We start from the raw sequence: 14539 nt of genomic DNA, 5'->3' as shown, positions 1-14539 counted from the left end.
AAATCGTCGCTTAATGGAAGCGAGATGGAAATATAAGCCATTCCCCGTTCAGTTTCAAGCAAAACCGGCCATTCCTCGACAGGATTCGTCAGTTTTCCTGATTCTGGTTCCATTCCACCTTAAATACAGGCTCAGAGAGGGTTTGGACCGCGAGGAATCTACGCATTGTAACGATCAGATTCACTTAAATCTGACCGTCAAACAGTTCAGACGAAAGATCAATCTCATCTTTACCGGGCGTCGGCAGAGCCTGATCGATCTCATGATGGCTCTTGTTCAGATCCAGAATATTCTCCGGATTCATGGGATCGGCTCGCTCGCCTTCTGCGGTCTGAATGATCTGCACAATCGGGCTCGTATAAAGGTTCTCATTCCTCCGAATCACGCGTGCAGCACTGCCATCGGTTAAGGTCACGAAACTTCCCACAGGAAAGAGTGACAGCAAATTGAGCAGAGCCCGCATCGCTGCGGAATCGATGGATTTGTCGTTCGTCTGTCTTAACAGATATTCCATCGCCGCATAAGGCATCAGAGCAGGGCGGTCTTCCCGAGACGTCGTCAAAGAGACATAACAATGTGCGACGTTCAGAATCCGCGCGAACATATGAATCATATTTTGTGTACGGTTTCGCGGATAACCTTTTCCGTTTGGTTGTTCATGCACCTGATAGCAGACGACAGGAACCACACTGGGAATGCCCGCGACATCTTCCAGCATTTCCAGAGAGAAAATGGGATGTTTCTGCATTTCCATGCGTTCAACGGGATTCAGCTTACGGCGCCATTTGCCAATTTTATCTTGTACGCGAACCATGCCCCAATCATGCACGAGTCCACAAAGTCCGATATTTCGGACGTTGGATTCATCTAAATTTAATTCTGCACCAATGGCCATTCCCAACAGCGACATCTGCAAACAGTGTTGCGACAGGGTTTCATCTTTACCTGCTTCTGCTGCTGCCGATATGACATTGTCAGCGTCCGCAGTCAATTGAGTCAAATAACTGGCTGCCATCCCTGCGATATCAGATCCTTTGGGAACTTCACCTTTGAGTGCCCCGCGCATCATCCCATCCAGAGATTCGCCGAACTCCTGTTGTTGCTCAAACAGCTTTTCCCGGTGCTCCTGGTCATAACCTTTACAACCATGAACCACCATCGAGTCCCGCATGGCAGGCCCGGTATTGGCCACAAACATCGACCCCGATTCGATGAGCTTATCCAGTTTCTCTGTCAGCTCAGTCGCAAAGAGTCCCTGTCCGGATTCCAGATCCTCATCACCCGAAAAAGCAGCACTCAGACTGACGGCAGCCGCATCCTGATTATGGATGTTGACATCTGGCATATTTCGATCGCGCAACAGCTGTTTAAAACGCGAATTAACGACCGAACCGGCAGCCAGCAATAATACACCGTTATTATCATAGATGGGATTATTGATTTTACGGCCAACGATCAGATCCTCGACGCGAATCGAAACGGTATCCTGATTCGCATCTTGAGATTCGTCAGTCTGCTCTAATTGTTCTTTAATTTCTGTTGTCATTCTCACAACCTGAAACGTGCCCGTTTCTTCTTACTCTAAAAGAAATGCAGGCAACGCCTTTGATGAACGGGAACACGACTTTTGGCTCCCAAGGGGTAAAGCTCACCATAAACCTAGGTTAAAAAACCTTCAAACCCAGCTATGGAGGGATATCCGATGCGAAATATCAACAACAATTTTGACGATCATTCCGATTAAGAGGATCAGTGAATCTCGATAGGAGGGGAATGACTGTTGCTTTAGATACTAAGTCCGTTTCAATAGCGCGCGGATCTCAGAGAGCACATCCGCTTCGCTGGGCAAACCTGTGGGCAAATAGCCACGTAAAGGAATCGGAGTCCCATCCAGGCGGTAAACCACTCCTGGAAAATGGATGCCCGAAACACCCGTGGGAAGAAAGACTTCCGTTTTGAATTGTTCGAAAGCAACAGGGCCGGTCAAAATCAGGGGAGTCTCTGACAGACGTTCGAGTGCCAACTCGGATAAGCCGGAGAGTGGCTGTGCTCCGACCAGAATACAAAGGTCGGTTTCAGTCTGTTCCAGCAATTGATTCGCAGAATACTCGCGAGGCGAATAGCGGGGGTAGCCTGCTGCAAAATTCACACTTGCGGCGTATCCGGTCTGCCAGGCCAACACTGTTTCAGCGCCTCTGGTCTCGCCGACTCCGGGGACATTCAGAGTATGACAACGACGTTCTGCCTGGATTTCCCGTACCAGCAGAGACAGGGCTTCGATGTTCCGATGTGCGAACGGTCCTCGTTTAAACTCTGGGCCAAAAAAGATGACGATATATTGACTCTGACGAATCAGACTCACCAGACTTTGCAGATCAGAAGTGGAAAGCCCCGCAGATTGGTTCTCTTCCAGATCAATGTCTTTCAGGAGTGCTCTCAGACTCCAGATCAGTTCGAGCTCATTTCCAGGCTCTAATGAAATCGATTGATCGACGTTGTCGCCAAAGTCAGTTTCCTCTCCGCTAATCGTCACGATCTTTCGAGGTAAATCAGCTGCGCGTCGATTCAAACTGTTTCTGTGACACTCAGTCCCCCGAAACGCATCTGCGCCCCAATAAATGATTAAATCGGCACGACTACGAACTTCTCCTAGCGTACACGACGCTTCGCCAACCTGCTGGAGTGCCCGAGTCGCGGAGGCAGCGCCCGTATCGATGGTCGCACCGATCTGATCAGCGAGACTAATGGCAGCCCGTTGGGAATCCGTGGCAGACTGATACATTCCATAGATCAGGGGAGATTGTGCCTGTTGAATCAGTTCGGCGGCCCGCTGAATCGCTTCCAAATGTGAAACTGCCACCCCCTTGACAGAAGGTTCCAGATGCTCAGACTGCGAAGACCGATCAAACCACGCCTGCCCTTGAAGGCAGGGGGTTTGTACTTCGGTAATCTGTTGTCCGTCGGTTGTCACCTGGATCTCATCGCAAACGCAACAACAACTGGCACAGGCAACGTCTTCGATCACATTTTTCACAGACGGTCTCCGAAACCGGGTTTAACCGATCCGATTTTTCAGTTCATTTAAAAGCGAAACAGCTTTTCCGATATCGGCTTTCTGCTGTTCTCGGTCTTCGGGAATTTCGCGTTCAATCGTCAATGGGCCGGTATAACCAATGTCATCAAGAGTTTGCAAGTAGGTTCCCATGCCGACATCACCTTCACCCAGGGGAACTTCTGCGCCCCACTCGATGCCTCGTTTGCCTTCTGCGGCCCAGGTCGCATCTTTGCAATGTACGCTCGCCACCAGATGACCAACACGCTTTAAGGCGGCAATGGGATCGCCCGTACCATATAGAATCATATTGGCAGGATCAAAGTTAATCTTGAGGTTATCACGTCCGACATCACTGATAAAATCGAGCAGGTGATCGGCTGATTCCTGTCCGGTTTCCAGATTCAGCTGCTGGCCATTCACTTTGACGTGATCGAGCAGATCCTGAGTGACTTTGACCAGTTCCTTATAATCGTCTGAATCACGATCTTCCGTGACGAATCCGATATGCAGGGCAACGGTATCCACGCCCAGCAGTTTGGCGAAATCGGAGATTTCTTTCATTTCTTCAACACGTGCGGCACGGGTTTCTGCAGGCACCAGACCAACGGTCTTCTTTGTGGTCGGAATATCAGCGTAGCTTTCTCCATCAAAACCACCAAAGACACAGGTAATGGTAATTCCCGCGGCGTTACAACGGTCCAGAAATTCTTTAGCGACTTCGGGAGTTCGGGTTTGCTTATGAGGCGCATGAATCTGAATCGTCGGAATTCCTAATTCCTGAACGACATCAAAATGCACTCCCAGACCTGCGTCTACTGAAGCAAATACGCCAATGGGCCACTTTTCCATTTTTCCTGCCTCCACAAAGTGTTCGTTTATGATTTTCAAGGTGATCGGATTTCAAGACTGATGTCCCATTTCCTGACAGGGACGACATTTATCATAAGGAGATTTCCTGTGTTTCACAAACGAGGGCCTCGATTTCTTTACAAAATAAAGAAACACATAACTGAATGTGTTAATGCAACTTGCCCCATCTATTGTTTCCCGCCCAACTCCTCTTATAATGGACTCTTCCTGCGAAGATCGCAATTGCAGACGGCCTTGAACGTGAAAGGGAAGACACCATGATCGAAATCAAAAAAATCCTGTTACCAACCGACTTTAGTGAACCAGCACAAGAGGCAACCCAGTATGCTGTGGAACTCGCCAAAAAGTTCAATGCCAAGCTCTATCTGCTGAACGTGATCGAAGACCCGGTCGTTTATATGCCGATGTTCGAAAGCTATGCATTGCCTCCCAAAGAAGACTTTGAGGAATTTGCCAAAACCCGACTCGATAACTGGATACTTGATGAAGACAAAGGCGACCTGGATATTGAAACCCACTGGGTTCATGGCAATCCGTTTGTCGATATTCTGAAATTTTCCAAGCGGGAAGAAGTCGATCTGATTATCGTGGGTACACACGGTCGTTCCTTAGCCGCCCATTTACTGCTCGGCAGTGTGGCAGAAAAAGTTGTCCGCAAGGCATCTTGCCCGGTGTTAACCGTTCGACCGAAAGGGCACCAGTTCATTCACCCGGAATCAGCGGAATAAGAAATTCTCGATTCGGTTCTCGTTCATCGCTCATTCTTTACTTTGCATTTTGAATGAGACACTCATTTTGTAAATCAGGAATTTCCTTTTCGTGATTGGCGACTCATCACATTCTGCAGAAAGCCGCATTCCCTTTTATGGGAAGCTGTTCAGCATCATTGCCTTCCTGGTGATCCTGAATTTGCCGACGCCGTCGGATATGACTGCGTCGGCACAACGGCTGGCCGCGGTCACCGCGCTCATGGCGATTCTGTGGATGACGCAGGCACTGCCCATCGCGGTCACGAGTCTGATTCCCCTCGCGCTGTTTCCGATTTTCGGAATCCAGGATCCCAAAACGGTCAGCCAGTCCTATATCAATCAGAATATCTTTCTGTATATGGGCGGCTTTATGATTGCCCTGGGGATCGAAAAGTGGGGCGTGCATCGACGGATTGCCCTGCATACGATTAAAGTCATCGGCTCCAGTCCCCGGCGGGTTGTCTTAGGCTTCCTGTTCGCCACCGGCTTCCTTTCCATGTGGATCAGTAATACTGCATCGACCTTACTGATGCTGCCGATCGGCATGGCCATTATAGGATCGATTTCAGAACTCACCCAACTCGAGTCTCCCGAAGATTCCTCGGAAGGCATCCGCCATTTTTCGGTGGCACTCCTGCTGGGTATCGCCTATTCCGCCAGTATTGGTGGTGTGACCACGTTAATTGGGACCCCCACCAATATCGCCTTTCAACAAATCTGGCTTTCTCAATTCCCGCAAGGCCCTCAATTATCTGCGGGCGAATGGATGGTGATGGTGGTTCCGTTTGGCATCACCTTTTTACTCATCACCTGGGTGGTGCTTTGCTGGAATATGCCACGCCTGTCGAATTCCAAAGAATCATCCCAGGCCATTATCAACGATCACATCCAGAAATTGGGGCGTGCTTCGCGCCCTGAAATTCTGATGTTACTCATTTTCGTGACGACCGCCATTTTATGGGTAACGCGGAAGCCGCTCATCTTTGGCGAATTTGAATTACTGGCCGGCTGGGAACAATTCCCGATTCACTTTCTGACCAAATGGGGCATCTCGGCCGAAAGGGCCTCGGGCTGGGTCCATGATTCGACAGTCGCGATGGGCATGGCGATTTTAATGTTCGCGATTCCCGCACAAAAAACAGAGCAGGGGACGACCGAATATTTGATGGACTGGGAAACGGCCGAACGGCTTCCCTGGGGCGTACTCTTACTGATTGGAGGCGGCTTCGCGATTGCGGGGGCTTTTCGCACTACGGATTTATCGGGCTGGGTCGGTCATGTTTTCTCACAGGTCATCGCAGACTGGCCGCCCTGGGCTCTGGTCTTTGCTGCCTGTCTGATGTTGACGTTCCTGACCGAATTTACATCGAATATCGCGACCGTGAATACCGTGCTCCCCATTCTGGCGGCGACAGCGGTCAGTCTGGAAATCGACCCACGACTGATCATGATTCCGGCGGCAATCTCTGCCAGCTGTGCGTTTACGATGCCCATTGCGACACCGCCGAATGCCATCGTGTTTGCGTCGGGGCAAATTAAAATGTCCGACATGCTGAAGTACGGGATCATTCTGAACCTGATTGGCGTCTTCCTGCTGACGGCATTCATGTTCTTCTACTTCATTCCGCAACTCGGAATTGAATTCGGAACCGTTCCCGAATGGATTCATCAGAACAAACCCTGATGAGAGTGCTTATTTGCCGATGCAGAATTTACTGAAGATGCGGTCCAGAATGTCATCGGTATAAACCTGGCCGACTATCTGTCCCAGATGCTGCAGCGCTTCGCGAATTTCAATCGCGACCAGTTCTTCTCCCAGTCGTAATGAGGCCGCTTCTTCTGCCGCGTGTAGAGAGAGTCCGGCGGCGCGCAGGCTTTCCCGACAGCGGGAAGCGGTGGAACCGATCAGCAGTTTACTTCCACGCCGGTATTCCGCCAGTCGCGATAAAACCAGCGTCTTCAGATCGTCAAGTCCTGCTCCCGTGGCAACCGACAGCTCAACCTCACAGTCTCGATACAGCTGGTTTGCTGACCGCGCAGGGGCTAGGTCGCTTTTCGTCATAATGTGCAGCAGATGTTGTGATTCCGAAATCTGATTCCGCTGCAGACGATCGATGTCTTCCCACTCCGGTTTCAGATCCGCGGCTGTGCACCAGACAACTAGATCGGCCTGGGCCACCTGTTGTGCTCGAAACTGTTGCGCACTGATAGAGATTTCATGCTCCCCCGATTCCATCCCGGCCGTATCAATTAATTGAATCGGCTGTCCGTGCCAGTTTAAAGTGGTCGCCAGATAATCGCGTGTGGTCCCCTCGACATCCGAAACCAGAGCCGCCTGCGCGTCTCCCACGAGTGCATTATATAACGTACTCTTGCCCGCATTCGGCAGGCCCGCCAGAACGAGTGACAGACTACCCGTCGATTCCATTCGTGTCGAAGAATCCTCGTAAAGCCGTTCGCAAAAAATGCGAATCTGTTGCAGGCGGGACACGAGTGTTTCGCGACTAATAAATTCGATGTCTTCTTCGACGAAATCCAGCCCCGCTTCCAGTTCGGAAAGTAACTCCAACAAATCCACGCGGGCTGCTCCGATGCGCGTTGAAACACCACCCGCGAGTTGGCTGAGCGCCAGATTGAGTTCGGCATGATCGTGCGCATCAATCACTCCGAGCACGGCTTCCGCCTGCATCAGGTCCACGCGCCCTGCAAGAAACGCCCGCAGAGTGAATTCCCCCGGCCGGGCCATGCGGGCTCCCTGGGCGGCTAAATTTTCAATCGCCGCTTCAAGCAGGGGAGGCGCACTGATGGTATGAAATTCTGCCAGCGGCTGACCGGTAAAACTGCGTGACGTCGGCCAATAGTAAAGAGCGCCCGGAAGAGACTGCGTTGATCCTGCCAGGCGTAATTGTCCCGGGTGACGTTCCGAACGGCTGGACTTCTGCCAGGCTTCCTCGGACTGAAAGCAGGCCAACAGACAAGGAACGATATCAGTACCGCTAATACGAATCATGCCGGCCGCGCCTCCACCGGGGGCTGATGCTAGTGCCACAATTGTGTCGTCAAACTGCAAATTCATGCTGAGCCTCTCAGGAAACGATCGTTACCGACGTTTCTTAGGCTTCTTCCCCGTGCCTTTGTCGCCGCGACCGTTTTGCTGCTGCTTCTTTTCATTAAGCGCTGCCTGCGCCTGTGCCTGATCAGCAATTTCCTGCAAACGGGCAAACCAACCTTTTTTCGCTGGTGTTTGTTCTTCAGAACTCTCTTTTTTGTTCTTTGTTTTTTTCGATTCTGCTTTTATTTCAATCGTCTTCGAGTCGGTTGTCTCACTTGCTTTCGGAGCGCGTTTTGACTGAAAGTCCAGCAGTTTCCGTTCGCAGATCCCCCAGAGGCTGGAAGCGATGAAGTAAACACAGAGACCAGCGGGCACACGATAGAACATGAAACCCATCGCGATCATCATGTAGTTCATGATTTTATGCTGCAGTTCCTGGTCTTTGTCAGTTGGGGGCGGCATGAATAGTTTCTGCTGTACGACAAACAAGCCTACTGTCACCAATGGCAGTAAATTGAAATTATCTCCCAGGAAGGGCAGAGAGAAAGGCAGCTTAAAGAGAGCATCTGGCGCTGCCAGGTTATCAACCCACAAGAAGGGAGTTCCCCGAAGTTGAACCGCGTTATTCAAAGCCGTATACAATCCGAAGAAAATCGGAAGCTGCAGAAAGATCGGCAGGCATCCGGCCAAGGGGTTGTAGTTGTTTTTGCTGAACAACTCCATTTGCGCCCGGCCGAGCTTTTCGCGATCATCTCCGTATTTCTTTTTGAGTTCAGCGATCTGCGGCTGCAACTCTTTCATCTTTTGGGCACCAACGGCCTGCTTGCGCGATAGCGGATACAGGCTGCCTCGCACCATAATTGTCAGACCAATAATGGCCAGGCCATAAGACAAACCGATTCCGTGCAATGTATTCAACAGCCACAGCATCAGCTTGGCGACGGGTCCGAAAAAGCCGAAATCCATGATCTCGGTCGCTTTCAATGGGGGACCAAGTAACGATTCCCGCTTGGGGCCGGCATACAAGGCGTAACCATGCTGCGCATCTTTGCCGGGCTCCAGCTCGATCTCATTGGAATTGACCTGAATCGTCGTGCGGCTCTGTGATTCGTTTTTGAGATCCTGCTGAATGAGGACGGGCTCAATACTGGCAGAATAGTTCGAACGCATTTCTCCGTTCACCAGCTTTGGCTCGTAATTTTTTCCATCCGGTGTTAACAGGGCAGCAAAATATTGAACGTCCACACCCGCAAACTGAAAGGCGCGTGTAAATTTTTCGACGTTCTTCGCCTGCACTTCTTCAATGATATCCGCTGCGTACAACGTCTCGGTATCCACGGCGAGATCATTTTGCAGAAAGCCGATACGCACATCGCGAAACTTCCGCGTGTTGTCGGCGTTCTCCAGCGGAATTCCCACGGGGCCGAGCAGATGGTAATCGAGTGTCTGTTTTTCCCCACCATGATTGATCACCTTGATATCAAAGTGAATCAGGTATCCGGCCTGTTCTTGATTTCGGAACTCGCGAAAATCCTGATCGTCTGGTTTGGGATATTTTTTAAGCGAAAATGTCTTTTGAACTTCGGTACTTCCATCAGGAGCTGTCAGCCCCAGACGAACCGCCTGGATGATTTCCTTGTTCTGGGGGTCCTTGATCTCTTCGAGGACTTTCCAGTCGACCTGACGTGTGTCAGTAAGCAGGGGCGCCAGTTTCTGATCCAGTTGGGGAATCTCGGTTTCCAGAGAACGGATGGTGGCTTTGCCACCGATAAATTCATCAAGGACTTTCAACGGCTGCTGCTGGTTCTTCAGATCACGATACAACGGATCGTTGAGAAAGGCATCGATGACCGCAGCCCCTTGCGTGGAGATGGATGCCTGCATGAAGTAGCCGGTATCAGGGTCGAGTGACCCCAGCACAATTTTCTTGTGCGGGTTCTTGAGCAAATCGGCCTGTTTTACTTTAGGCTGCTCAACCGGTTTGATTTCTGCGTCTTTGGGCTCATCCGGTTTTTTCGCTACCAGGGGCGCATCATCATCCTTGGCTTCCGCTTCTTGAGCGACCTGCTGTGGCGCAGGTTTGGGAGGAGCAATGACGGGCATGACGAACAACTGCCAGAAAAACAAAACAGTCGCAGACAGAGTGACGAAGAGTAAGAGTCGTTTTTGTTCCATTGTTATCGACCATCTCGAAGACGATCGCCCAAGAAGTTATCTAAATCAGAAATTTCGTAAATCTTTTCTGCGGTAGCTGTAAAATCGTATTCGACTCTGCAGAAGGTCACTTTTTCATCATCAATAATGACATAAGAAGATCGATTGTCCGCATCACGCGGTTGCCCGACCGAACCGACATTCACTAGAAACTTTTCCGGGCCAAACGGATAGACATTTTCCACTTCCTCTGGTGAAAGGAAATTCATGCTCTCGGTAAAGACGCCGGGAATATGCGTGTGACCTTGAAAACAGTATTGATCCACCAGACCGAAAATGCGTTCCATTTTTCGCTGGTTATAAATGTCTTCCGGAAAGACATATTCATTGAGTGGGTTTCGAGCAGAGCCATGCACAAACAGAAGCTTGTCTTCGCGAATCATGCGGGGGAGTTCCCCCAGAAAATCCCAGCGATCCTGATTTTTAGACGCATCGCCTGTCTCCAGCATGCGTCGCGTCCAGAAAATCGCCCGTTCTGCGCCTGCGTTAAACCCTTCCGGATCGAACAAGGCTGCCTGATCATGGTTTCCCAGCAGTGATTTCTTACAACGCTTTCGGACGAGATCGATACATTCCCTGGGGTTAGGCCCATAGCCAATGATGTCTCCCAGGCAATAAATCTCACTGATTTCACGGCGATCAATGTCAGCCAGAACCGCTTCCAGCGCCTCAAGATTACCGTGAATATCACTAATGATCGCTCTTAACAACGGACAACTCCCACTTTCTTTTTACCGGAACCTTCTTTTAAGCAGGCAAATACCGGCCGTAATCACTATGAGGAGCCTGAACAAGAGAGGCTATCTTCTGTAAACAAAACACCCTGAACGAAGGGAATATCACTCGATAAGTTGATTCCGGGAATCAGACTCTCTCTCTACCTCGGATCAAATACGCCCGTAGGTACAGCGACTTTTGAGCCATCCGATCGCTTTTCCGAGATCTATGACCGGCCTAATCCTGCAAGATCGGCTGGAAATGTTCTACCAAAGTCCCAATAGTAGCAGTACAAGGGCACCATCTCAAGGCTCTGTTTACAGTTATCATTCGCTATCTGCTGGTAAATCTTGGCTAGGAAAGGCGAATTTCAGTGTAAAAGCAGAGCAAGTCTCCCAATTGCCGGGCACAGACGCAATTGGGGAGCCTTGAAAGCACGTTCCCTGAATGAATCGGATCTGCACATTGACACGCAATCAATTGAGACAAATATGGGAAAACCTGGCAAAACAGCAAACCTGCTATCATTCATAGCGATCATACACCGTCTGACTTTTGTAGGGAATGGGACGATCTTTCAGCAATGCTCTGCCGTGTGATCAGGGCATCATAACCCTTGAAATCGGCAGAACCCGTTTGTGAAGTCGGTTTCGATCGGGATTCTGAGGCCTTTTTACCTCTTTGTGCAGCACGTCACGCAGAAATCAACAACATCTGATTCTCAAAAACAACAGACACAGTCATCCGCATGTTGCCTGTTTGAAACTTGTGTCCTATGTTTTCAATATCCCTTCATTAATGTTTGCCTCCCAGTTTGATTGACGGGCGAGGGCGTTTACCGATCAGGTAACAACCTTGTCTGACATGAAACGGCGGATCGGTTTCCTCATTTGTATTGAGGAAAAAACGCATCCAGCACTGCACTCTGTCAAAATCAATGATTGATTTTGTCATGAGTAAATTCGATTTTCAATTTCATAATTGTGAATCCAAGAGACACAACACTGATTATTCACAACCAACACAGCTGTACGACGATTGCAGCATTACATGGACACTTTGGGCGAGACATATTCAATGAAGACAAATTCTGGTTCATTACTGGTAGTTGACGACGATCAATATATTCTGGAAGCGATGGCCGACTATTTGCGAAGCCTGGGGCATCGCACCGAAACATCGCTCACGTGCCTGGATGCGATCGAACGGTTAAAAGAATTTCCCTTTCAGGTCGTCGTCTGCGATGTCAACCTGCCAGACCAGGACGGATTTCATCTGCTGGAATGGGTTCAACAAAACGCACCCGATACCGCCGTCATTATGCTGACTGGCTATGGTACCATCGAAAGTGCGGTCGAAGCGATTCGACTGGGCGCGTTTGAATATCTGACCAAACCAGTCATTGACGAAGAACTCAGTCTGACAATCGAGCGTTGTCTGGACCAGAGGCAGGTCGTCGAAGAAAACAAAACTCTGAAGGCACAACTTGATCAGCGTTTTGGCCTGGCGAACATTGTCGGTCAGGACTATAAAATGCAGAAAATGTTTGACCTGATCGAAAGCGTGGCCGACACCAAAACTACCGTATTAATTCTGGGTGAAAATGGAACCGGCAAAACCATGACCGCGCGGGCCATTCACCAACTCAGCGACCGTTGCAATCAACCTTTTGTGGAAGTTGCCTGCGGTGCGCTGCCTGACAGTTTACTGGAAAGCGAACTGTTCGGTCATAAAGCCGGCTCGTTTACCGGCGCAACCCACGATAAAGTTGGTAAGTTCCTGCAGGCTGACGGCGGCACGCTGTTCCTGGACGAAATTGCCACCGCTTCTCCCAGTCTGCAGGTGAAATTACTGCGGGTGTTACAGGATCATGAATTTGAAGCGGTCGGCGATAACAAAACGCACACCGTGGATATTCGTCTCATTCTGGCCACCAATCAGAACCTGGAAGAGATGGTCGCCAAAGGAGAGTTCAGACAGGACCTCTACTACCGGATTAATGTCATTACGTTGACACAGCCCGCTCTCAGAGAACGCATGAGCGACATTCCACTTCTGATTGAGCACTACCTCAAAATTTACAACGAACAAATCGGGAAATCCATCAAAGGCTTCGACGCCTCTGCCATGCAGGCCATGCTCAAATATTCCTGGCCCGGCAACGTGCGGGAACTCATCAATGTCGTCGAACGTTCTGTCGTGCTGACCAAAGGGGAGTACATCCGGGTTCACGATCTTCCAGAACAAATTCGACAGGAACAACCCTACGCTCTGGCTGCAGACAGCCGCATGGGAAGTGGTTCTCTGAAAACCGCACTGGCCAATCCCGAACGTCAAATCATCATTGAAGCACTGGAAGCCAATGGTTGGAACCGCCAGAATACGGCGAAAGCGCTGGGCATCAACCGGACCACGCTGTATAAGAAAATGAAAAAATACGATATCGATTTTGAGAAACAATTGATGCACTAATCGGCTGTTCTCAATCGGAAATCAAACTCAAATGCACGTCGACTCGGCGTGCATTTTTTATTGCTAATCCCCCCATGCAGTATTTTCACTCAATTGCGAAAAACAAATAAACTTCAGCTTATACACCTATTTTTACAATTTGGAATGGTCGATATGTATGGAGAGATGAAAGGAATCTTCTCATCACAGGCGAAATATACGCTCAATTATCTCATTTCCAGGAGGGGGAATATATGAGATTCGCATCGATTGTACTGATCACCGTTTCATGCAGCCTGATTAATTCGGCAATTTATGCCGCAGGGCCTGCAGAGCCTCAGACACTATCCGATGTCTTAGCCGATGGTGTCTATGAAGGAGAAGCAGCACCAGCGCCTCCTGTCATCGATCCTCCTGACACTCTGAATTCGGCAACTGAAAATTCCGTTTCAGAACCAGAAACTCAACTCATCCAGACGCCGACAGGCGAACAACCGATTTCGCTCTCAGGGCAGCAGCCATGTTCGTGCCCGACGTGCAGTACTCAAGCATCGGCGTGTAACTGCCAGTCATGCGAGTGCAATGCCTGTACGCTCTGTGATCGCATTCCACTCTTGAATAAATTCCCCAGCGATCGTTGTTTTGACGACTTTGTCATGCCCGTCAGTAACCCAGTCTGGTCAATTGACCCTCGCTCACTGACTTATGTCCGTGGTATTTTCATCAACCAAATGATTGACGCGCAAACTCCCGTTCTCGGAGCAGGGGACCTGCAGGTTTACGCTTTGCAACTCGGAATCGCCTTAAACGAACGTCTCTCCGTAATTGCCGTCAAGGACGGCTACAACACCCTGCAAACACGGGGCGTTGGCAATGCGACAGGTTGGTCTGACATCGGCCTGGGACTGAAATATGTTCTCATCCGCGATGTCGAAAACCAGTTCCTGCTCTCAGGCGGTCTGATTTATGAAGCCACCAATGGAAGCAGCCGCGTCTTTCAAGGCAACGGCGATAGCGTCTGGACTCCCTATCTCTCTCTGGGTAAACAGATTGGTTGCGGTCACCTGATTGCTTCCACGGGTTACCACGTTCCCGGCGACACCGCCGAAGAATCGCAGTCCATCTATTACAGCGTGCATTACGATCACCCGATCACAAGCAAGCTCTCAGCCGTCGCTGAGCTAAATGGGATCGTCTATACCAAAAGTGGTCAGGCACTGCCTCTGAATATTGAAGGGGGCGACTGGATCAACCTGGGCTCAACAAATGTCGCGGGTAACAATTTTATCTCGACTGCATTTGGAGCGAATTACCGCTTGAACCGCTGCCTGTCGGTCGCCGGTGTCTGGGAATTCCCCATCACGGGTCGCAAAGATCTGATGGACAGCCGCACGACGGTGACTTTGACACTTCAGTTCTGATCGTTCGAAC

Annotated in this window: 11 protein-coding genes; 4 read left to right on the top strand and 7 right to left on the bottom strand. The window is 50.1% G+C overall.

Annotation, left to right across the window (positions count from 1 at the left end):
* Positions 1 to 184 precede the first annotated feature (184 nt).
* From Pan241w_RS13495 to Pan241w_RS13485, 3 genes are all read right to left on the bottom strand, one after another.
* Positions 185 to 1546: an HD-GYP domain-containing protein gene (locus Pan241w_RS13495; protein WP_145216472.1), complete on the bottom strand. Its 1362-nt coding sequence runs from the start codon at positions 1544 to 1546 to the stop codon at positions 185 to 187.
* A gap of 246 nt (positions 1547 to 1792) precedes the next feature.
* Positions 1793 to 3034 carry a hypothetical protein gene (locus Pan241w_RS13490; protein ID WP_145216469.1) on the bottom strand — a complete coding sequence of 414 codons (1242 nt, stop codon included), beginning with the start codon at positions 3032 to 3034 and terminating at the stop codon, positions 1793 to 1795.
* A gap of 21 nt (positions 3035 to 3055) precedes the next feature.
* Positions 3056 to 3904: a sugar phosphate isomerase/epimerase family protein gene (locus tag Pan241w_RS13485; protein ID WP_145216466.1), complete on the bottom strand. Its 849-nt coding sequence runs from the start codon at positions 3902 to 3904 to the stop codon at positions 3056 to 3058.
* Between the two features lie 278 nt (positions 3905 to 4182).
* Between Pan241w_RS13485 and Pan241w_RS13480 the strand changes: the two genes are divergently transcribed.
* Both Pan241w_RS13480 and Pan241w_RS13475 read left to right on the top strand, forming a co-directional pair.
* The gene (locus tag Pan241w_RS13480) at positions 4183 to 4653 is read left to right on the top strand and encodes a universal stress protein (RefSeq protein WP_145216463.1); all 471 of its coding nucleotides are present in this window, start codon (positions 4183 to 4185) and stop codon (positions 4651 to 4653) included.
* A 91-nt stretch (positions 4654 to 4744) separates the two neighbouring features.
* Positions 4745 to 6358, top strand: coding sequence for an SLC13 family permease (locus Pan241w_RS13475; RefSeq protein ID WP_145216460.1), 1614 nt, complete (start codon positions 4745 to 4747; stop codon positions 6356 to 6358).
* Between the two features lie 9 nt (positions 6359 to 6367).
* Here Pan241w_RS13475 and Pan241w_RS13470 read toward each other — a convergent pair whose 3' ends face one another.
* The 4 genes from Pan241w_RS13470 to Pan241w_RS29735 form a co-directional block, all read right to left on the bottom strand.
* Entirely contained in the window at positions 6368 to 7750 is a 1383-nt protein-coding gene (locus Pan241w_RS13470) for a tRNA modification GTPase (protein WP_145216458.1), read from the bottom strand.
* A 24-nt stretch (positions 7751 to 7774) separates the two neighbouring features.
* Entirely contained in the window at positions 7775 to 9901 is a 2127-nt protein-coding gene (locus Pan241w_RS13465) for a YidC/Oxa1 family insertase periplasmic-domain containing protein (protein WP_145216455.1), read from the bottom strand.
* Between the two features lie 2 nt (positions 9902 to 9903).
* The gene (locus Pan241w_RS13460) at positions 9904 to 10650 is read right to left on the bottom strand and encodes a metallophosphoesterase family protein (protein WP_145216453.1); all 747 of its coding nucleotides are present in this window, start codon (positions 10648 to 10650) and stop codon (positions 9904 to 9906) included.
* A gap of 802 nt (positions 10651 to 11452) precedes the next feature.
* Positions 11453 to 11611 carry a hypothetical protein gene (locus Pan241w_RS29735; protein WP_232107447.1) on the bottom strand — a complete coding sequence of 53 codons (159 nt, stop codon included), beginning with the start codon at positions 11609 to 11611 and terminating at the stop codon, positions 11453 to 11455.
* Between the two features lie 123 nt (positions 11612 to 11734).
* Between Pan241w_RS29735 and Pan241w_RS13455 the strand changes: the two genes are divergently transcribed.
* Together Pan241w_RS13455 and Pan241w_RS13450 are read left to right on the top strand one after the other, a co-directional pair.
* Positions 11735 to 13129 (top strand): sigma-54-dependent transcriptional regulator, encoded by a 1395-nt coding sequence (locus Pan241w_RS13455; RefSeq protein WP_145216450.1) that lies wholly within the window; start codon positions 11735 to 11737, stop codon positions 13127 to 13129.
* 233 nt (positions 13130 to 13362) lie between these two features.
* A complete protein-coding gene (locus Pan241w_RS13450; protein ID WP_145216447.1) occupies positions 13363 to 14529 on the top strand; it encodes a hypothetical protein in 1167 nt (388 codons plus the stop codon).
* Positions 14530 to 14539 lie beyond the last annotated feature (10 nt).

The sequence above is a fragment of the Gimesia alba genome (assembly GCF_007744675.1).
Lineage (GTDB): Bacteria > Planctomycetota > Planctomycetia > Planctomycetales > Planctomycetaceae > Gimesia > Gimesia alba.
The sequence above is the reverse complement of the archived record's forward strand: the minus strand, read 5'-3'. Positions and strand labels throughout refer to the sequence as shown.

What these genes read in the sequence shown, in the direction of transcription:
- Pan241w_RS13495 (WP_145216472.1), bottom strand. Translation starts at nt 1,546, where the DNA reads ATGACAACAGAAATTAAAGAACAATTAGAGCAGACTGACGAATCTCAA.
- Pan241w_RS13485 (WP_145216466.1), bottom strand. Translation starts at nt 3,904, where the DNA reads ATGGAAAAGTGGCCCATTGGCGTATTTGCTTCAGTAGACGCAGGTCTG.
- Pan241w_RS13480 (WP_145216463.1), top strand. Translation starts at nt 4,183, where the DNA reads ATGATCGAAATCAAAAAAATCCTGTTACCAACCGACTTTAGTGAACCA.
- Pan241w_RS13470 (WP_145216458.1), bottom strand. Translation starts at nt 7,750, where the DNA reads ATGAATTTGCAGTTTGACGACACAATTGTGGCACTAGCATCAGCCCCC.
- Pan241w_RS13465 (WP_145216455.1), bottom strand. Translation starts at nt 9,901, where the DNA reads ATGGAACAAAAACGACTCTTACTCTTCGTCACTCTGTCTGCGACTGTT.
- Pan241w_RS29735 (WP_232107447.1), bottom strand. Translation starts at nt 11,611, where the DNA reads ATGACAAAATCAATCATTGATTTTGACAGAGTGCAGTGCTGGATGCGT.
- Pan241w_RS13455 (WP_145216450.1), top strand. Translation starts at nt 11,735, where the DNA reads ATGAAGACAAATTCTGGTTCATTACTGGTAGTTGACGACGATCAATAT.
- Pan241w_RS13450 (WP_145216447.1), top strand. Translation starts at nt 13,363, where the DNA reads ATGAGATTCGCATCGATTGTACTGATCACCGTTTCATGCAGCCTGATT.